The 20,819-nt window shown below is 32.1% G+C and carries 13 protein-coding genes and 1 tRNA gene; 9 read left to right on the top strand and 5 right to left on the bottom strand.

Annotated elements, in window-relative coordinates; genetic code table 11:
* Positions 1–28: 28 nt before the first annotated feature.
* Entirely contained in the window at positions 29–2,965 is a 2,937-nt protein-coding gene (locus tag P8H50_RS00300) for a GH92 family glycosyl hydrolase (RefSeq protein WP_300204076.1), read from the bottom strand.
* A gap of 41 nt (positions 2,966–3,006) precedes the next feature.
* Here P8H50_RS00300 and P8H50_RS00295 point away from each other — a divergent pair, with 41 nt between their 5' ends.
* The 5 genes from P8H50_RS00295 to P8H50_RS00275 all read left to right on the top strand — a co-directional run bounded on the left by P8H50_RS00295 (position 3,007) and on the right by P8H50_RS00275 (position 10,255).
* Positions 3,007–5,331, top strand: a complete 2,325-nt coding sequence (locus P8H50_RS00295) for a family 20 glycosylhydrolase (RefSeq protein WP_300204071.1) — start codon at positions 3,007–3,009, stop codon at positions 5,329–5,331.
* Positions 5,332–5,333: 2 nt separating this feature from the next.
* Positions 5,334–6,062 (top strand): copper homeostasis protein CutC, encoded by a 729-nt coding sequence (locus P8H50_RS00290; RefSeq protein ID WP_300204067.1) that lies wholly within the window; start codon positions 5,334–5,336, stop codon positions 6,060–6,062.
* Positions 6,055–8,529 (top strand): glycoside hydrolase family 2 protein, encoded by a 2,475-nt coding sequence (locus tag P8H50_RS00285; RefSeq protein WP_300204063.1) that lies wholly within the window; start codon positions 6,055–6,057, stop codon positions 8,527–8,529. The genes P8H50_RS00290 and P8H50_RS00285 overlap by 8 nt, the downstream gene beginning before the upstream one ends.
* A 40-nt stretch (positions 8,530–8,569) precedes the next feature.
* Positions 8,570–9,871 carry a metallophosphoesterase gene (locus P8H50_RS00280; RefSeq protein ID WP_300204060.1) on the top strand — a complete coding sequence of 434 codons (1,302 nt, stop codon included), beginning with the start codon at positions 8,570–8,572 and terminating at the stop codon, positions 9,869–9,871.
* An 87-nt stretch (positions 9,872–9,958) separates the two neighbouring features.
* Positions 9,959–10,255: a thioredoxin family protein gene (locus tag P8H50_RS00275; RefSeq protein ID WP_300204057.1), complete on the top strand. Its 297-nt coding sequence runs from the start codon at positions 9,959–9,961 to the stop codon at positions 10,253–10,255.
* Here the strand turns inward: P8H50_RS00275 and P8H50_RS00270 are convergent.
* Both P8H50_RS00270 and P8H50_RS00265 read right to left on the bottom strand, forming a co-directional pair.
* Positions 10,252–10,905 carry a polysaccharide deacetylase family protein gene (locus P8H50_RS00270; protein WP_300204054.1) on the bottom strand — a complete coding sequence of 218 codons (654 nt, stop codon included), beginning with the start codon at positions 10,903–10,905 and terminating at the stop codon, positions 10,252–10,254. The two genes, P8H50_RS00275 and P8H50_RS00270, sit on opposite strands and share 4 nt — an antisense overlap.
* A gap of 2 nt (positions 10,906–10,907) precedes the next feature.
* A complete protein-coding gene (locus P8H50_RS00265; RefSeq protein WP_300204051.1) occupies positions 10,908–14,399 on the bottom strand; it encodes a DUF2723 domain-containing protein in 3,492 nt (1,163 codons plus the stop codon).
* Positions 14,400–14,608: 209 nt separating this feature from the next.
* Here P8H50_RS00265 and P8H50_RS00260 point away from each other — a divergent pair.
* Positions 14,609–14,681 (top strand) — tRNA-Gln (locus P8H50_RS00260).
* A gap of 54 nt (positions 14,682–14,735) precedes the next feature.
* Here P8H50_RS00260 and P8H50_RS00255 read toward each other — a convergent pair.
* Positions 14,736–15,557, bottom strand: coding sequence for a universal stress protein (locus P8H50_RS00255; RefSeq protein ID WP_300204048.1), 822 nt, complete (start codon positions 15,555–15,557; stop codon positions 14,736–14,738).
* A gap of 254 nt (positions 15,558–15,811) precedes the next feature.
* On the opposite strand from P8H50_RS00255, the gene rimP reads away from it, so the two are divergent.
* From rimP to infB, 3 genes are read left to right on the top strand one after another with little or no spacing between them, the layout of a single operon-like run.
* Positions 15,812–16,273, top strand: coding sequence for a ribosome assembly cofactor RimP (gene rimP, locus P8H50_RS00250; protein ID WP_300204045.1), 462 nt, complete (start codon positions 15,812–15,814; stop codon positions 16,271–16,273).
* Positions 16,274–16,285: 12 nt separating this feature from the next.
* On the top strand, positions 16,286–17,518 hold the full coding sequence (nusA, locus tag P8H50_RS00245; RefSeq protein WP_300204042.1) for a transcription termination factor NusA: 1,233 nt from the start codon (positions 16,286–16,288) through the stop codon (positions 17,516–17,518).
* A 35-nt stretch (positions 17,519–17,553) separates the two neighbouring features.
* A complete protein-coding gene (infB, locus tag P8H50_RS00240; RefSeq protein ID WP_300204039.1) occupies positions 17,554–20,292 on the top strand; it encodes a translation initiation factor IF-2 in 2,739 nt (912 codons plus the stop codon).
* 88 nt (positions 20,293–20,380) lie between these two features.
* Here the strand turns inward: infB and P8H50_RS00235 are convergent, their stop codons facing one another.
* On the bottom strand, positions 20,381–20,776 hold the full coding sequence (locus P8H50_RS00235; protein WP_300204036.1) for an SPOR domain-containing protein: 396 nt from the start codon (positions 20,774–20,776) through the stop codon (positions 20,381–20,383).
* Between the last annotated feature and the right edge of the window lie 43 nt (positions 20,777–20,819).

Genomic DNA, 20,819 nt, shown 5'->3' with positions numbered 1-20,819 from the left:
GCTAAGAAATATTGTTTAAAATGAATTGTTATTTTACTATAATTTCATCAACAAATAACCAGCTTCTTCCATCGTGTTTATAGCCTAAATGCCATTCTGGAAGTTCGCCTAGTTTTTTTGCAGCTATTTTTATGTAACGATATTGTCTAGCAACTTGTTTAAAATAAGCCGTTTTAATTTCTGTGTTTTCAGATGCTAGAGAGTTATTCATTTTTCTAATTCCATCAATTAACGAGAAATTTATACCATCATTAGAACCCAAACAGGAAACTTCAGTAGGTAGAAAAATCCAAGAGCGTTGGTCTTGTAAAAAATTAACTTTAATTGTATTTACAGGTTTACTACTTCCTAAATCTACTGTTGCAATTAAATCTGAGTCAAAGTAGCCTTGCCAAGTTCCTGTTCTAAAATCTGGAGTACCTAAAATACCATCAATAAGCGCATTGTTTCCTCCAGCATTGTATTGATTTGCAAATTCTGTATCCAATGTTATAGATAAGTTAGGATCAATTTTAAAGAAGTTTGTAGTTATTATTTTGCTTTTTATTCCGTTCAATTCTGAATATACTTCTAACGATTGCGCTTCAGAAATTATAAAAGGCTTTTCGTATTTTTTGTAGTCAGTATTGTTTTTAGAATAATATATTGAAGCGTCTTTTGTGTTGTTTTGTAATTCAACCTCTGTCTCTCCTTTAAATGCGGTTTTTCCTTTCGAAATAAATGGAGGTGTAACTATAAGATGATTTTCAATTTTAGTTTGTGGTACATCAATATCTCGTGTTGCCCAATCTGATGCAGAGCCTTTCATTATAAAATGTAATGTACCACCTTTCATAATATCTTGATGAGAAATAAAAGATTGGTATAATGGTTCTCCATTTAATCTGGCAGATTCAATATAGAGGTTTGTGTTGCTTAAATTTTCTGCTTCAACTGTAAATTGTTTTCCATTTTCTAGGTTAAAAGTCGCTTTTTTAAATAAAGGCGTTCCTATAATGTATTGGTTACTTCCTGGAGTCACAGGATAGAAGCCAAGTGAGCTAAAAATGTACCAAGCACTCATTTGTCCGCAATCCTCATTTCCAGAAATTCCATCTGGAGTATTGGTATATAATTCGGTTAAAATTTGGTGTACTTTCTCTTGAGTTTTGTGTGGTTTATTAACGAAATTATATAAGTAAGCCATATGATGACTCGGTTCGTTTCCATGCGCATATTGCCCAATTAAACCAGTAATATCAGCTTGATTTCTGCCAGAAGTTTCAGCTTCTGCAACAAACAATTTATCGAGATTGGCTTCCAGTTTATCTTTTCCGCTTAATAAATTTATAAAGCCAGAAATGTCTTGAGGTACGTAAAAGCTGTATTGCCACGAATTGGCTTCAGTGTAATTAAAATTAACTTCGTATGGATCAAAAGGAGCAAACCAAGTATTACGAAAACGACCACGCATGAATTGAGTTTCTGGATCAAACACGTTCTTATAATTTTGTGCTCTTTGGGTATAATCTTTATAAATCTCTTTTTTATTCATGGCTTTTGCCATTTCAGCAATGGTCCAATCATCATAAGCATATTCTAAAGTTTTAGAAACAGATTCGCTTTCTTCCTCCACAGGAATAAACCCAAGATCTTTATAGCTTTTTAAGCCTAGTTTATCTCGAGTGGCACTGTGCATCATAGCTTCTAGAGCTTTTTCAGAATCATAACCACGAATTCCTTTTAAGTAAGCATCAGATATTACAGGAACGGCATGATAACCAATCATACAGCCTGTATAATTTGCGCTTAAATCCCAAATAGGCATAATACCACCTTCGTCGTATTTTGCTAAAAAGGTGTTTATAAAATCGTTTGTTTTGTCCTGTTCTATAATTGTATATAAAGGATGTGCTGCACGATAGGTATCCCAAAGTGAAAACACAGTGTAATAGTCGAAATCTTTGGCTTCATGGATTTTTAAATCCATACCACGATAACGTCCATCGACATCTTGATATAAATTTGGAGCTAAAGCCACATGATACATCGACGAATAGAAATTGGTTTTATAATCTTTATTATCGCTTTCAATAACTATTTTTTCTAATTGTTTTTCCCAAAAATCTTGAGCGTTTTTTTTTACCTGTTCAAAAGTTTGATTTCCTATTTCGCCTTCTAGATTTTTTCTAGCACCTTCAATGTCTACAGCACTAATGCCAACTTTAATGTAAACAGGTTCGTTATTTGGGTTTTTAAAATTTAAAGCAATTTTTTGAGCTCCTGGTTCTCCAAATTTTGGTGGAGATTGCAACACATCGTTAAAGGCATGAGATGTTTTAATAACGAAGAATAAACGTTGGTCTTTTGCCCAAGCATCAGAAAAGCGATAACCAACAATTTCAGTTTCAGAGATTTTTTCAATTTCAGCATCTAGAACCTTGTCTCTATGAACTAAATCTACAATGGCAAATTGATTTTCAGCAGAAGGAAATTGATATTTGTGAATTCCGCTACGCTTAGAAACAGTCAGTTCAACACTTATATCTGTATCGTCTAAATGTACTTTGTAAAATCCTGGTTCGGCAACTTCATTGTCGTGTGAGAATTTAGATTTGTATCCTTGTTCTCCATCTGCTCCATTATTAAAAACTTGTGCGTTGGTTGGCATTATTAAAATGTCTCCATAATCACTAACACCAGTTCCACTTAGGTGAGTGTGTGAAAAACCATAAATTTCATTGTCGCTATAATGGTAACCAGAGCAACCATCCCAACCGTCTAAACGTGTATCTGGACTTAGTTGCATCATGCCAAAAGGCATTGTTGCTCCAGGATAAGTATGGCCATGTCCACCTGTACCAATAAACGGATTAACATAGTTAATTAAAGATTGGTCTTTTACTGCTGGATTTTGTTCCTGTTTCTCTTTACAGCTTGAAATTATTAGGAATGTACAAAAAAGGCTTACAATTAAGTTTCTCATTAAAGAATAGATTACTAAATTTAAGCATCTAATATACTAAAATGAAATTCACAAAACTGCTACCTTTTTTTCTTTTACTATTTATTACTACTGCTTGTACTAAAAATTTTGAAAAAGCGATTGCACCACAAATTATTCCTAAGCCTTTAAATCAAGAAATTCTAGAAGGCGAGTTTAAACTATCTAATGAAACACAAATAATAACAAATCAAAACTTTAAAGTATCTTCTAAATTTCTAATAGAATATCTATCAGATTTTAATTTGAAAGTCTCTGAAACTAATATTGCTTCAAATAGTATTCAATTTATACGTGATGAAACAATAACTAATATTGAAGGTTACAAACTAGATATTTCTCCTGAAACAATTATAATATCTGCTAAAACAGATCAAGGTGCTTTTTACGCGGTACAATCTTTAAGACAATTATTACCAGAAGCTTTAGAGAACAGAACATTCACTAAAAAGCAAATCACAATTCAATGTTTAAAAATTGAAGACGAACCACAATTTAAATATCGTGGTATGCATTTAGATGTTGGTAGACATTTATTTTCTATAGATTTTATTAAAAAATATATAGATGCACTTGCTATGCTAAAAATGAATACGTTTCACTGGCATTTAACCGAAGATCAAGGTTGGCGTTTAGAAATTAAAAAATATCCAAAACTAACAGAAGTTGCTTCATTTAGAGACGAAACTTTAATTGGGCATTATAATACACAACCACAAGAGTTTGATGGTAAAAGATATGGAGGTTTTTATACACAAGAACAAATTAAAGATATAGTAAAATATGCTAACAATCGTAATATTACAATTATTCCAGAGATTGAATTACCAGGACATTCACAAGCAGCCATTGCTGCGTATCCAGAATTAGGATGTACAGGTCAACAAGTTAAAGTCGCAAATAAATGGGGCGTTTTTGAAGAGATTTATTGTTCCAAAGACGAGACTTTCACTTTTATTGAAAACGTTCTTGATGAGGTTTTAGAGTTATTTCCTAGTAAGTATATTCATATTGGAGGCGACGAAGCACCAAAAACAAGATGGACAAACTGTAGTAATTGTCAACAACGTATTAAAGACGAAGGTTTAAAAGATGAGCACGAATTGCAGAGCTACTTTATTACACGTGTAGAAAAATATTTAAACAGTAAAGGCAGACAAATTATTGGTTGGGACGAAATTCTAGAAGGCGGTTTAGCGCCAAATGCCACTGTCATGTCTTGGCGAGGATTTAATGGTGCAATAGAAGCTGCAAAACAAAAGCATCATGTTATTTTAACACCAGGTTCTCATTGTTATTTTGACCACTATCAATCTGAAAACGAAGAAGAGCCATTGGCCATTGGTGGTTTTTTACCATTAGAAAAAGTGTATAATTTCAGTCCTATTCCAGAAGAATTAACATTTGAAGAAGCTAATTATGTACTTGGCGCTCAAGGCAATGTTTGGACAGAATACATGCCAACATCACAACAAGTGGAGTATATGGTTTTTCCGAGAATTTTGGCACTAAGTGAAGTGGTATGGTCTAGTGCTAAAGGAAGGAATTATGAAGAATTTGTTCCAAGAGTAGAACATTTTCATAAGAGACTAGAGGCTTTAGATATTAATTATGCTAATCATTTATTTGAAATTGAAGGTAAAGTTATAACAAAAGAGGATGCCATTTTCTATCAAATGAAAACAGCTTCAAAAGGAAAAGATATTAGGTTTACTTTAGACGAATCTGAGCCAAATATAGAGTCAAAAATTTATACTAATCCAATTTTGGTAACCAAAAAAGTTACAATTAAAGCAAGTGTTTTTAATTCTAAAGAAAAATTAGGAAAAACATTTGCTCAAAAAATTAATCTACATAAAGCCACAGGAAAAAAAATTACAATAAACACAAAACTTAATACATCTTATCCAGGAAGTGGTGCATCAGGATTAATAAATGGTATAAAAGGGAGTAATACACGTTATGGAGATAAAGAATGGTTAGGGTTTTCTGGTGAGGATTTAGAAATCACAATCGATTTAGGTGAAGAAATGAATATTGAGTCAATAAGTGGAAGGTTTTTTCATTCGCCAGGTCAGTGGATTTATGCACCAAAATTTATAGAAATATTGACTTTAGCAGAGTCAAATGAATATTACGAAGATAATATTTACAGAATGATTCCAATTTCTCAATCAGAAAATAAGCTTATGAGAATTTTTAAAGAAAGTTTTAATTGGGAAAATAAGGCAGAAATGAAATACAGATACATAAAGATGAAAATCCCTAATTATGGAATAATTCCAGAAGGCAAACAAGGAGCAGGACATAAAGCTTGGACGTTTATAGACGAGATAATTGTAAAATGATTATGAAACTAGAAATCTGTACCAACAGTTACCAATCTGCAAAAAATGCGCAAGATGCAGGAGCACATCGTATTGAATTGTGTAGTGAATTAGCCGTTGGTGGCATCACTCCAAATTACGGTTTATTGAAACAAGTTTCAGAAAATTTATCTATTGAAACCTTTGTGCTAATTCGACCACGAAGTGGAAACTTTACCTATTCAAATACTGAGTTTGAAATTATGAAAAGCAATATTAAGCTCTGTAAAGATTTAGGTTTTTCTGGTGTAGTTTCAGGTGTTTTAAATGCAGATAATACAATAGACATAAAAAGAACAAAAGTATTAGTAGAACTTGCTAAACCATTGCAATTTACCTTTCATCGTGCTTTCGATTGGACACCAAATCCTGAAGAAGCTTTACATGAATTAATAGACCTAGGAGTGCAAAGAATATTAACTTCAGGACAAAGTGTTTCAGCAGAAAAAGGAATTGAAATTTTAAAAAGCCTAAAAATTAAAGCTGAAAATAAAATTGTTATTCTTCCAGGAGGAGGTGTTTCGGTTGAAAATGCTATACTATTTAGAGATGAAGGATTTACAGAGATTCATGCGTCTTTAACAAAACTAGAAAAATTAAACGAATCACCAATTATTTCAATGAACAGTAAAAAGCACTTTAAAGAAACACATTTGGCAGTTTCAAATTCAGAAAAAATAAAAGAACTTTTATGCAATCTAAAAAATGAATAAAATTATAGTTTTCTTCTTAATAATTATTTGCTTTTCATGTAAAAACGAAAGTGTCCCAACCACAATAGAACTCTCTCAAAACTGGGTTTTTAAAAATGTAAATGAGACAACTTGGTTAGTCGCCGAAGTTCCAGGAGAAGTGCATATGGATTTATTTAAAAACAAGAAAATTAAAGATCCATTTGTTGCAAATAATGAAGAAGATTTGCAATGGATTTCTGAAGCAGATTGGGAGTATAAAACCAATTTTAGTGTACATGAAAATACACGCGATAGAAATCACTTAGAGCTCAATTTTAATGGATTAGACACCTATGCTCAAGTCTATTTAAACGATAGTTTAATTTTAAAGAGCAACAATGCGTTTAGAACTTATAAAGTAGACGTAAAACCCATTTTAAAAGCTGAAAACGAATTAAAAATCATTTTCGAAAACACAAATAAAGTAGAAGAGAAAGCAAAAGCTAAACTATCGTATCAATTACCAGAAGGTAATCGTATTTTTACGAGGAAAGCACAATTTACTTATGGTTGGGATTGGGCACCAAATTTTATAACATCAGGAATTTCGAAACCTATTGAGCTGGTGGCTTGGGATGATTTTAAAATTGAAAATATAAAGATTAAACAGCTAGCATTAAGCGATTCAAATGCGGAGTTATTGGTTGAGATTAGCAAAATTTCTAATGTTAAATTAGATAAAAATTTAACTTACGAAGTTTATATAAATGAGAATCGAAATAAACAGTCCAATGAAATTTATAAAGGATATACATGGCTAACAAAAATTAAAATTAAAAACCCAAAAAAATGGTGGCCACATAATCTAGGTAAGCCTTATTTATACGATATTAAAGTTGTTGTTAAAGATGGTAAAACCGTTTTAGATAGTGTTTCAGTAAAAAAAGGGTTGCGTACAATAGAGTTAGTTTCTGAAAAAGATAGCATTGGCAAATCTTTTTATTTTAAAGTAAACGACGTGCCAGTTTACACAAAAGGTGCTAACTATATTCCGCAAAACAGTTTTCAAAATCAAGTAAAAGAAGAGGATTACAAAAAGTTATTAAACGATGTTGTTGATGCTAATATGAATATGCTTCGTGTTTGGGGTGGAGGCATTTATGAAAACGACATTTTCTACAATTTATGTGACGAAAAAGGCATTTTAGTTTGGCAAGATTTTATGTTCGCTTGTGCCATGTATCCTGGAGATGAGGCCTTTTTAGAAAACGTAAAAATTGAAGCAGAGCAACAGGTAAAACGCCTACAAAATCACCCAAGTATCGCCTTGTGGTGTGGCAATAATGAAAGTAGCGAAGGATGGCATCTTTGGGGCTGGCAAAGTGGTAGAAGTGAAGATGAGAAAAAAGAAATCTGGAATAATTATTTAAAAGTATTCGATACTATTTTACCAAAAATTGTAGCTCAAAATTCTGATACAGACTATTGGCAATCGTCACCAAGTTATGGTCGTGGCAATCCAAAATACAAGACAGAAGGTGATGCACACGATTGGTGGATTTGGCATGACGAGTATCCTTTTGAGCATCTGCAGGAAAACGTACCACGTTTTATGAGTGAGTTTGGATTCCAGTCGTTTCCTAGTTACGAAGCTATAAAATATATAAACGGAAATGATAGTATTTCAATTACTTCAAAGGCATTTTCAACGCATCAAAAACACGCACGAGGTTTTTCAATAATTAAAAATTACATGGAACGTGATTTTCCTATTCCAGATAACGACGAAGATTATGTTTACGTAAGCCAGTTATTGCAAGCACATGGTATCACTATGGGAATAGAAGCACAACGTCGAGCAAAACCATATAATATGGGAACTTTATATTGGCAATTAAACGATTGCTGGCCAGTAACCTCTTGGTCTAGTATTGATTATTTTGGTAACTGGAAAGCTTTACATTATAGTGTAAAACGTAGTTTTGAAGATGTTTTAGTGTCTAGTACGATTAAAGATAATATAGTTGAAGTTTTTGTAATTAACGACCTTTTAAAACCCATAAAAGGAAACTTAAAAGTAGAAATAAGAAAACTTAATGGCGATTCTATTTGGAGTATTAATAAAGATATTGAAGCGCCTAAACTATCAAGTAACAGAGATTATATAATAAATTATCGCAGTTTAGAATTTAATAAAAAGGATGCAGTTTTAATTACTAAATTTAATAACCAAACACGATTACATTATTTTGTTAGTCCTAAACACTTAGAACTTCCAAAAGGAGAGATAAAAAGTGAAATTATGAAAACAGATGATGGCTTTTTTATTACATTATCTTCAAAAGTGTTTCAAAAAGATGTGTTTTTGTATTCAAATAAAAAAGGACATTTTAGCGATAATTTTCTCGATTTACTACCAAATGAAACCAAAGTTATTCACTTTAAAACAGAATCAGTTCTACTTAACGATTTAAAAATTAAAACGTTTAACAAATTACTAAGATAAGTCGCTTTTACAATTAATATATTTGTAAAAAATTGCTTGTATGTTACGTTGGATAATAATTTCCATAATTATATTAATACTAGATTATTATGCCTTTCAAACGGTAAAAACAATTACCAAAAACTATTGGTTTTATGCTATTTATTGGTTTGTTAGTTTTTTTGTACTTGGAAATCTAATTTATCATTATTCTAGTTTTTCACGGTCAGATAGATTTACAATTAGTCATGGTTATGCTCTTGCATATTTATTTGGGATTTTTGTTCCTAAATTAATTTTATTACTCTTTATGTTTGGCGAAGACATACTAAGAGCTGTTTTGGTTTTAATTAATAAAGTTTCAAACTCTAATCCAGATAACATAGCATATTCAGCTAGTAGACGAGGTTTTGTATCTAAAATAGCTTTAGGTATTGCAGCCATTCCGTTTGCTTCTTTTATTTATGGTATTTACCAAGGGAAATATAATTTTAAAGTAATAAATCATGTTTTGCATTTTGAAGATTTACCAGACGCTTTCGATGGTTACAAGATTACCCAAATTAGCGATATACACTCCGGAAGCCTTGAGAGTAAAGAGAAAATCTCTTATGGTATAGATTTAATTAATGAACAAAAAAGTGATGCCATTTTATTTACAGGAGATATTGTAAATACTAAAGCTGAAGAGATGAATGAGTGGATTGATACTTTTAAAAAATTAGAAGCTAAAGACGGCAAGTTTGCTGTTATGGGAAACCATGATTATGGCTATTATGCTTATGGTAATGATAAAGCTTTAAATAATGAAAACCAACGTCAGTTAGAAGAAGTGCATAGTAAAATAGGTTTTGATTTGATTATGAACGATAACCGAAAAATAGAACGCAACGGACAAACTATTAATATCCTTGGTGTTGAAAATTGGGGAGCATCGCGGCATTTTCCTAAACGCGGAAGCTTAAAAGAAGCTACAAAATCTATTGGCGAAAACGATTTTAATATATTAATGTCTCACGATCCATCGCATTTTGATTATGATAAAATGGAGCTTAACACGAATGATAGAAATAACCATGATTTAATTACCAACGAAACCAATATTATTGATTTTGAAAAACACATTCATTTAACTTTAGCTGGACATACACATGGTATGCAGTTTGGTATAGAAGTACCATCTTTAGGTATAAAATGGAGTCCAGTAAAATACCGATATCCAAAGTGGGCTGGATTATACGAAGAAGCAGGTAAGTTTTTACATGTAAACAGAGGCTTTGGGTATTTAGCTTTTCCGGGTCGTATTGGTATTTGGCCAGAGGTTACAGTTATTACGCTTAAAAAAGGCACGAAAGTTGTTTAAATGTTTCTTAAATTAAATAAGATAAATCTATAAGTTGTTAAAAAATTGTAGATTTACATTAACCATTTTAAACTAATACTTTAAAAAATGTCAAAATTTGGAGAATTAATCGATGTAAACATTCCAGTATTACTAGATTTCTTTACAGAATGGAATGAACAATCAACAGCTATGCATCCTGTACTTCGTGATGTTGCCGCTGCTCTTGGTGATAAAGCTAGAGTAATAAAAATTGATGTTGATAAAAACAAAGAATTATCTGAAGCTTTGCGTGTAAAAAGTTTACCTACTTTAATTATTTATAAAGATGGTGAAATGAAATGGAGACAAAGTGGAGAACAAGATGCAAACACTTTAATTGCCATTATTAAAGATTTTGTTTAAGCATCAATAGCCTTAAAAGTGTAGCCTTTTTTGCTAAAATGAGCTAATACCTTTGGTAGTGCATACGTCATATTTCTAGATGCTTTTACACTATCATGAAAAATAATTATATTGTTTTTTTCTGAAGCTGCATTAATTACATTCTTCAAGCTTCTTTCTCTCGATATTTTATTATCCCAATCGAAAGCAACAACACTCCACATAATTACTTTATAGCCTCGTCTTGCTAACGCTTTTCCTTGTGTTTTTTTTATTTGTCCAAATGGTGGTCTAAATAAGCTAAGCTCATATTGACTATTAACTAACGCCTTATTTATAATAGTTTCTGCTTTAATAACGTTATCTATATATTTTTCTGTTGAAGTACTCCAGCCTTTTACATGATCTTGAGTATGGTTTCCTATACTATGTCCTTCTTTTAAAAGCAATTGAAAAATTTCTGGATGTTTTGCAACATTGTTACCAATACAAAAAAAGGTAGCCTTGGCATTATACTGCTTCAGCATATCTAAGGTCCATTCCGTTATTTCAGGAGTTGGACCATCATCAAAAGTAAGGTATATGGTTTTACCTTTAGACGAAAAATCCCAAACATAGTTTGGGAAAATTCGTTTTATAAATTGTGGTATTTTAGCAGGAAATAGACGCATGCTTAGTCTTCTGTTTCCACTTCAATAGGTTCTATGCTAATTGCACTGCTATCTCTATTAATATCGCTTTCTTCTCTTATGTCTGGTCTGTCGTCTGGGAAGAGCCTTTCAAAAGGTCTTTGAAATTCTGTAAAAGTTAAAAATTCTTTTTCAGCAAAATCTTCGTCATACTCAACAAGAACAATTATTAAAGCTCTGTAGCGTTCTAAATCTGTAACAATTTCTTGTCCGTTTTTAATTTGATTTTCTAGAGTTAGCTCACTATAATATGTTAAGTTTTCTTGATATTTAACAGCAACATCTTTAAACAATTGTCTCGCTTTATCTTTAGCGCCAACTTCGTAATAAGCACTAATATAAGGTTCAAGTAATGTGTAGTAGCCAAACTTATCTACAGGCATATTCTCCATAGCAATGTCTGCAATATGTTCTGCCTTGTCTAGTTTTTTCTCATTAATTAAGTTTTCTATTAATCGCGCTAAATTTCCTCTATAAGTAATAGAGTTTTTACGTGTTTCTGGGTCGTGGTAAATATCATCACTTCCGCTATTTCCCCAATCCCAAGCTTTAACTTTCTCGTACATAAAGTCTGTATCTACTCTTCCCATATCGAAAGGATTTGCTCGATCTGTAGGTGTTTTTATAGGAACTAACTTATAGCACATACCGTCAAGTTGTAAGAAATCTTTCATCCAGATATAATCGTCTTCACCAAAAGCACCACCTGTAAAGTAAATTGGTCGTTTCCAATCGTTATTGGCAACAATATCTAACATTAATAAACGCTGTTTGTAAATAGCGCTCTCTTTTATGTTAATATCAATATAAGGCACTATTAAGTCTGCATCCTTTTCTTTTACAATACCGTATTTTAAAGCATTTTCTTTGTTTACAGGAATACGAATATTTTCTACTGGAAAATAGTTTGTATTTAGTAATTGCGAAGGATATTGTTCTATATCTTCACCTTGTAACTGGATAATTCTCTTAAATTTTGTTTTTGGATTATCACTAGAAACAAAATCTAAAAAGTCTTTAATCAATAAAGTATCACGACTAAAAGTAGGTTTTGCATCTTCTGTCTTTGGATCTATATAATAAGTACGTTTCATTATATAATCTCGTGTTCCATATTTATATTGGTCGTGTGTTAATTGTGATGGCACAGGATCGCTTTCGTATGCTTTACGTTTCATTTGGTCTATATACCAATCGGTTTGAAACAAACTAGTATTTACTACACGAACATCTGTTCTATAATTTTCAATTTCTTGAGCATACCAGAGTGCAAATGTATCATTATCACCAATGGAAAAAAGAATAGCATTTTCGCCACAAGAATCTAGATATTTTTTGGCCATAGATAAGGCAGTGTATTTGTCAGACCTGTCATGGTCGTCCCAATTATTAACCGCTAAAATCAAAGGTGCAATTAATAAGCAAACTCCAGTAATTGCAAGAGGTAAAGCTGTGCTTTTTACTTTGTTTTTAAAGAATTCAAAAATTCCATAGACACTAAAGCCAATCCATATAGCAAATACATAAAACGAACCTACCACAGAATAATCACGCTCACGAGGCTCAAAAGGTCTAATGTTAGTGTATACTTGTATTGCAATTCCTGTAAATAAGAATAGCACGAATAATACCCAAAATGTTTTTTTATCTTTATTGAACAAGAAAAACAAACCAATAATTCCTAAAATTAATGGAAGGAAAAAGTATGTGTTTCTAGCTTTGTTATTTTTTACATCGCTTGGTAAATTATCTTGAGATTGTCCTAAATGCCAAGAATCTATTGCATTGATACCGCTAATCCAATTACCATGATTGTTGTACTCGCCTTGTATGTCGTCTTGTCGGCCAGTAAAATTCCACATAAAATAACGCCAATACATATAGCCTAATTGGTATTGAAATAAATACACAGTATTGTCTATAAACGATGGTTTTTCAATGTCTAAATACTCTTGGCCATATTCTTTTAAGAATCTATGGTAGCCTTCGTAATCTACTTTTCCTTCTGCGACTTTACTTTTAAACTGATTAATAAACGCAACATCTTTTTGTATTCTTGGTCTTAAAGCAATATTTAATTTATCGCCATAAACAGCCATAAATTCATCGTATTCTCTTTCTGTTAGTTGATTTTGTTGGTATTTTTCAATAAAATCCGCAATTTTTTTCTGAGTAAAGACATCGACATTAAATTTCTCCTTTAGCGTGTAATCTAAAAATCCAGAGAACAGCATGTAGTTTTCAGCATGCTCACCACTCCACATTCTTGGTAAAACAGAAGCATGATCGTAATTATAATTCTGTACTGCATCTTTATAGTCATTAACAATAACGTATTTGCCGAGCTTTAAATCTTTTTCGTATTTAGGTTTATCATCTCTGTAAGCATCTTCTTTGTCAGGATTTAATGCAGCATATTGGTCTGTAAATAATGGTCCGTAAAACAAATGCGTTTTTGGATATTGTTCCAAATTATAGTATGCAAGGAGCTCTCTTGCGCTTGAAGGATTGTTTTCATTAATTACCACATCGGCATTTGCACGAATAGGTAACATAAGCCATGACGAAAAACCAATAACAACAAAAGTAACACATAAAATTGCTGTGTTAAGATGTTTGTAACCTTTGTTTTTAGTGTGTTTTAAGCCAAAATATATGGCAGCAATTAATAAGAGACCTGCGATTATTGACCCAGAATTAAAAGGTAACCCAATAACATTAACAAAGAAAATTTCTAATAAACTAAAGAACCTAATGATATTTGGTGCTAGTAATTTAAAAATGAATAATAAAATAGCCACAGAAACTACATTTGCAACTATAAAGTTTGTTATAGTAACAGTTTTGTAATTTTTAAAATAGTAAATGAGACCTATTGCAGGAATGGTTAGTAATCCCATAAAGTGCACACCAAAAGATAAACCAATTATAAAAGCAATAAGAATAAGCCAACGGTTACCTCTAGGATTATGCATGTCGTTTTCCCAACGTAAGGCACAATAAAATAAAAGCGACATAATAAGTGTTGCCATAGCATACACTTCGGTTTCAACGGCATTAAACCAAAAAGAATCTGTAAAAGCAAAGGTTATGCTTCCAACTAAAGCACTACCTAAAATAGCATAAGATTTAGAAGTCGTACTTTCTTCGGTTTTAATCATTTTTTGAAGCAATAATGAAATACTCCAAAACATAAACAGTATTGTAAATGCACTAGAAACAGCACTTACCATATTAAGCATGAGACCAATATTTTCTGGGGAAATTGCAAACGTTGAGAAAAACGCACCCAACATTTGAAATAAGGGAGCTCCTGGTGGATGACCAACTTGAAGTTTTGCAGAGGTTAAAATATATTCACCAGCATCCCAATAGCTAACAGTTGGCTCGACTGTTAAACTGTAAGTTATTAAAGCAATTAAAAAAGCGAACCATCCTAAGATGTTATTCCATTTTTTAAAGTTTGAAGACGTCATATACCTAGTATGTTTATATTAATGGCGAATTTACTAATAAATTTGAAACAAGAATGATAAAGTTTTCATAACAGAGTTTATTTAAAACGGCTTGTTTTTATACAGCTAACACGCTTTTTAAAAAAAACGATGAAAAATAAATATTATTTTATAGCAAAATGTTTGCGCAAATAAAACTTTGTTTTAAATTTGCAGCCTGTTACAATTATTGGCCTATGGTGTAACTGGTAACACGTTGGTTTTTGGTACCAAAGAGTCTAGGTTCGAAACCTAGTGGGCCAACAAAAAAGTCTTCCAAATTTTGGAAGACTTTTTTATTTATAAAAATTTAATTTATTAAATTTTAAAAGTAATTACTGGTCTTTTAGCGTGGTTAACTAAGTCTTCACTTAAACTGCCATTTAAAAAGTGAGCAATACCTTGTCTTCCATGCGTGCTAATACCTATAAGATCTGCATTAATAATATGCGAAAAATTTAAAATACCTTTTTCTACAGTTTCATCATTATATATGTTTGTGGTGTAGTTTGTAAAGTTTGTACCTTCAATAAATTCTTGAATTTTAACTTTTGCTGATGCAGTGGTTGTAAAATTTGAAACTGTATTTACCATCAACAAGTGAATTTTAGCGTTAAAAGTTTCAGCTAATTTTACTGCTTGTTTGTATGTCTCACGACTATCGTTTTTAAAATCCGATGCAAAAACAAATTCTTCAATATCAAAATTTTCATGTTCGTTTTTAATAACTAAAACAGGTTTGTTAGAGGCGCGAACTATTTTTTCAGCGTTCGATCCAATAAACATTTCTTTTAACCCACTAGATCCATGAGAACCCATAACAATTAAATCTATATCCTCTTTCTTGCAAGTTTCTAATATACCAGTAGAAATATCATGTATGTCCACCATTTCTGTTACAGTAATATCACTTAAATACGGTTTAGACATCACATCTTCAAATTGTTTATGTGCAAGTTTCATAAAATATACAGCCTCAGGTAAATCTGCTGGAACACCTTCTGAAATATGAGTTAAAGGTAAGTCTAACATATTTAAAAGGATAAGCTCACAATTATGTTTTCTTGAAAGTTGAGCAGCTACTTTTATAGCATTTTCTGCTTCGTTTGAAAAATCGGTTGGTACAAGAATTTTTTTCATAGTATTTATGTTTAACAAGTATTTAAATCTAAGAAAAAAAAAGGACTTCTAAAAATGTATCGAGTATTCATTAATCTTGTTGTAAAAGATTTTAACTTTTTTGTTTTTAAAGGTATGTTTAAAGATTAAATCTTGCTTTTTTTTTAATAAAGCTAAAAGTCTGTAGGACATTATTATAAAAATATGTATATTTGCAGCGTTGTAAGATAAATGAATGTGAGCGGACTAGTCGTCCGCTCTTTTTATACTTAAAAATGTTTAATACTACAGTAAAAAACTTATTGGAGGAAGCCTTAGAGGAAAGATCAGATTTATTTTTAATAGATTTTACAATCTCTAATGATCAATCTATTAACATAATTATCGATGGCGATAATGGTGTTAGAGTTGAGGATTGCATGTTTATTAGTAGAGCTATCGAGCATAATATTGATAGAGAAGAGCATGATTTCTCTCTAGAAGTAGCATCAAATGGTGCAACTGCTCCATTGGTATTGCCAAGACAATTTGTTAAAAATATAGGAAGAACATTAGACGTTAGAACAAAAACCGAAAGTATAGAAGCAGCGTTAATTAATGCTTCCAATGAAGGCATTGAGTTATCTTGGAAAGCTAGAGAGCAAAAGCCTGTTGGTAAAGGCAAGGTAACTGTTCAAAAAAACGCAAAAATAGCTTACAACGATATTGTAGAAGCAAAAGTTATGATAAAATTTTAATTCAATAGAATAATGGAAAATATAGCGTTAATTGAATCATTTTCAGAGTTTAAAGACGATAAATTAATAGATCGTGTTACGCTTATGGCGATATTGGAAGATGTATTTAGAAATGCACTAAAGAAGAAGTTTGGAGATGATGATAACTTCGATATTATTATAAATCCAGACAAAGGAGATTTAGAGATTTGGAGAAATAGAGTAGTCGTTGCAGATGGTGAAGTTGAAGAGCCAAACCAAGAAATCTCTCTTAGTGCAGCTAGAAAAATAGAACCAGATTTTGAAGTCGGTGAAGACGTGTCTCAAGAAGTTAAGCTTATAGATCTTGGTCGTCGTGCAATCTTAGCGCTGCGTCAAAATTTAATTTCTAAAATTCACGAACACGATAACACCAATATATTCAAGCAATTTAAAGAACTTGAAGGCGAGTTATATACTGCAGAGGTACACCATATTCGCCATAGAGCAGTAATATTATTAGATGACGATGGTAATGAAATTATATTGCCAAAAGATAAACAAATACCTTCAGATTTCTTTCGTAAAGGAGATAATGTAAGAGGTATTATTGATAGTGTAGAGCTTAAAGGAAACAAGCCTGCTATTATTATGTCGCGTACATCGCCAAAGTTTTTAGAAAAATTATTTGAAGCTGAAATACCAGAAGTATTTGATGGTTTAATTACTATTAAAAATGTAGTAAGAATTCCTGGTGAAAAAGCAAAAGTGGCAGTAGATTCTTATGACGATAGAATAGATCCTGTAGGTGCTTGTGTAGGAATGAAAGGTTCAAGAATTCATGGTATTGTTCGCGAATTAGGAAACGAAAACATAGATGTAATCAATTACACTAATAACTTACAACTATATATTACAAGAGCATTAAGTCCAGCACGAGTAACGTCAATAAAAATTGATGAAGAAAACAAAAGAGCAGAGGCTATATTAAAACCAGAAGAAGTAAGTAAAGCAATAGGTCGTGGAGGTCACAATATTCGTTTAGCTGGACAACTTACTGGTTACGAGATTGATGTGTTTAGAGAAGGTGCAGAAGAAGATGTGGAATTAAGAGAATTCTCTGATGAAATAGAAGATTGGGTTATTAAAGAATTTAGCAAAGTAGGTTTAGACACAGCAAAAAGTGTCCTAGAGCAAGATGTTGAAGATTTAGTAAAAAGAACAGATTTAGAAGAAGAAACAATACTAGATGTTATTAGAATTCTTAAGGAAGAATTTGAAGATTAACATATTTTTGAGTAAAATTAAGGTAAAGGCAATTTATGGCTGAAACGATTAGATTAAATAAAGTACTACGTGAGCTTAACATCTCTTTAGATCGTGCTGTGGAATTTTTAGATTCCAAAGGTGTCGAGATAGAGAAGCGTCCAACAACGAAAATTTCTGAAACAACATACAAAATTCTTTCAGATGAATTCGAAACAGATGCAAATAAGAAGATCAAGTCTCAAGCAGTTAGTGAAGCTAAGCTCAAAGAAAAGGAAGATTTGCGTATTAAACGCGAACAAGAACTAGAAGCTAAGCAAAAAGAAGAAGAAGCAAAAGCTACAGCCAAAGCCAAGGCAGAAGAAGTTGTAAAAGCAACTAAAGTGCTTTCTGGACCTAAAAAAGTTGGTAAAATAGATTTAGACTCAAAAAAGAAAGAATCTAAGCTAGACAAAGAACAGGAAGTGAAAGAGGCAAAAGCTGAAGCTCCAAAAAAGGAAGTTAAAGCAGAAGCTAAAACACAAGAAAAAAATGAGCTAAAAAAAGAACCTGCACTAAAGAAAGCAGAGTCTACAAAAGCCAAAGAAGAATCGGTTAAAGCAGAAGAGCCTAATGAGCCAGAAACTGTAGAAACTCAATACAAAAAGCTTACTGGACCAAAAATTGCTGGTGAAAAAATAGATTTATCACAATTTAATAAGCCTAAGAAAAAGAAAGAAGTTGCTAAAAAAGCAGATGATGCTAATAAGAAAAAACGTCGTCGCATCTCTAAACCAGGAGATAACAAACCTGGCTCTGGAGGAGCTGGATCAAACAACAGAGGAGGTAACGATAGGTTTAAAGGTAAAAAACCAGGACAAGGTAGAAGAAATATTGTAAAAGCAGAACCAAGTGAAGAGGATGTAAAAAAACAAGTAAGAGAAACACTTGAAAAATTACAAGGAAAATCTAGCAAAGGTAAAGGAGCAAAATATAGAAGAGACAAAAGAGATCAACATAGAGAACAGTCTGAAATCGATGAGCAAATCGAAGCAGCAGAAAGCAAAATACTTAAAGTAACAGAGTTTGTTACAGCAAGTGAAGTTGCAACCATGATGGATGTTCAAGTAACTCAAATTATCTCTGCATGTATGTCTCTTGGAATGATGGTAACAATGAATCAGCGTTTAGATGCTGAAACATTAACTATTGTAGCAGAAGAGTTTGGTTACAAAGTAGAATTTGTAACAGCAGATATCGAAGAGTCTATTGTAGAAGTCGTTGATAAGCCTGAAGATTTAATAGAACGAGCACCTATTGTTACAGTAATGGGACACGTAGATCACGGTAAAACATCACTTTTGGATTATATTCGTAAAGAAAACGTAATTGCTGGAGAATCAGGCGGAATTACACAACATATTGGTGCATATGGAGTACAATTAGAAAGTGGTCAAAAAATAGCATTTCTAGATACTCCTGGTCACGAGGCCTTTACAGCCATGCGTGCACGTGGTGCTCAAGTTACAGATATTGCTATTATTGTAGCAGCAGCAGACGATGATATTATGCCACAAACAAAAGAAGCAATTTCTCATGCACAAGCCGCAGGAGTGCCTATTGTTTTTGCCATAAACAAAATAGATAAACCAGACGCCAATCCAGAAAAGATTAAAGAAGGTTTAGCACAAATGAATCTTTTAGTAGAAGATTGGGGAGGTAAAATTCAGTCTCACAATATTTCAGCTAAAGTTGGAACTGGTGTAAAAGAATTATTAGAAAAAGTATTACTTGAGGCTGAATTATTAGAGCTCAAAGCAAATCCAAATAAGCCAGCAATTGGTACTGTTGTAGAAGCATTCTTAGACAAAGGGCGTGGATATGTATCGACAATATTAGTACAAGCAGGAACACTTAAAATTGGAGACTATGTATTAGCAGGAAAAAATAGTGGAAAGATTAAAGCAATGCAAGATGAACGAGGTAATGATGTTCAAGCAGCAGGACCTTCTACTCCAGTATCTATATTAGGTCTAGATGGAGCACCACAAGCAGGTGATAAATTCAATGTTTTTGCAGATGAGCGTGAAGCGAAGCAAATTGCCACAAAACGTATGCAGTTACAACGTGAACAAGACGTACGTACAACAAAAACATTAACACTTGCAGAGATTGGTCGTCGTATCGCTCTAGGTACATTTAAAGAATTAAATATTATTCTTAAAGGAGATGTTGATGGTTCAGTTGAGGCCTTAACAGATTCGTTTCAAAAACTCTCTACAGAAGAAATTCAAGTTAATATTCTTCATAAAGGTGTTGGAGCCATTACAGAAAGCGATGTATTGTTAGCAACTGCATCAGATGCTATTATTATTGGTTTTAATGTTCGTCCAGTAGGTAACGCAAGAGTTATTGCGGATAGAGAAGAAATTGATATTAGAACATACTCAATTATCTACGACGCCATTAATGATCTTAAAGACGCAATGGAAGGCATGTTGTCTCCAGAGCTTAAAGAAGAAATTACTGGTACTGCAGAAATTAGAGAAATATTTAAAGTTACTAAAGTTGGAAGTATTGCAGGATGTATGGTAATGAACGGTAAAATATTTAGAAACTCTCAAATACGTTTAATACGTGATGGTGTTGTTGTTTACACAGGAGAATTAACCTCTCTAAAACGATTTAAAGACGATGTTAAAGAAGTTGGTAAGGGTTACGACTGTGGTATGCAAATAAAAAATTATAACGACATTAAAGAAGGTGATGTTATTGAAGCATTCCATGAAGTAGAAGTAAAGAAAAAATTAAAATAATGTGATTCATCGTTAAGCGAAGAATCTATAAAACTAAAAGCCGTTTTCAATTAATTGAAAACGGCTTTTTTATTTCTAAAGAAAACTACTAATTACTTTTTTTCTTTGGCTTAAATATAAAAGCATTAGGAAATTTCTTCTTTATTTTTATTAAAGCTCTTTCGGCCTCTAGTCTTGTTCTAAAACTTCCAACCCATATTTTATAGTTAGGTGTTTCGTATTCTAATTTTGAAGACCAAGAATTAAATGTGCTATCAAAATTGTTCTCTACACTTTCAGCTTCTTGTCTAGACCCTGAATAAATTTGAATTTTATAACGATCGTTATCCTCTTCTTCAATATTAATCTCTTTTTTCAACTCTAATAAGGTTGAAATTTCAGGTTGTTGATTAATAACAACAGTACCTTGTTGTCCAAAAACAAAACTACTAGAAAGTAATAAAGCCAGAGAGAAACATAGAGTTTTTAATGTTTTTAAATTCATAGTTGTTAAATATATGATGCAAATGTAAAAGTTATAAACGAAA

Origin of the sequence: Lacinutrix sp. (genome assembly GCF_029238095.1) — a bacterium.
Classification (GTDB): Bacteria; Bacteroidota; Bacteroidia; order Flavobacteriales; family Flavobacteriaceae; genus Lacinutrix.
Note: the sequence above shows the minus strand (reverse complement) of the source record. Positions and strands in the feature narration are given on the sequence as shown.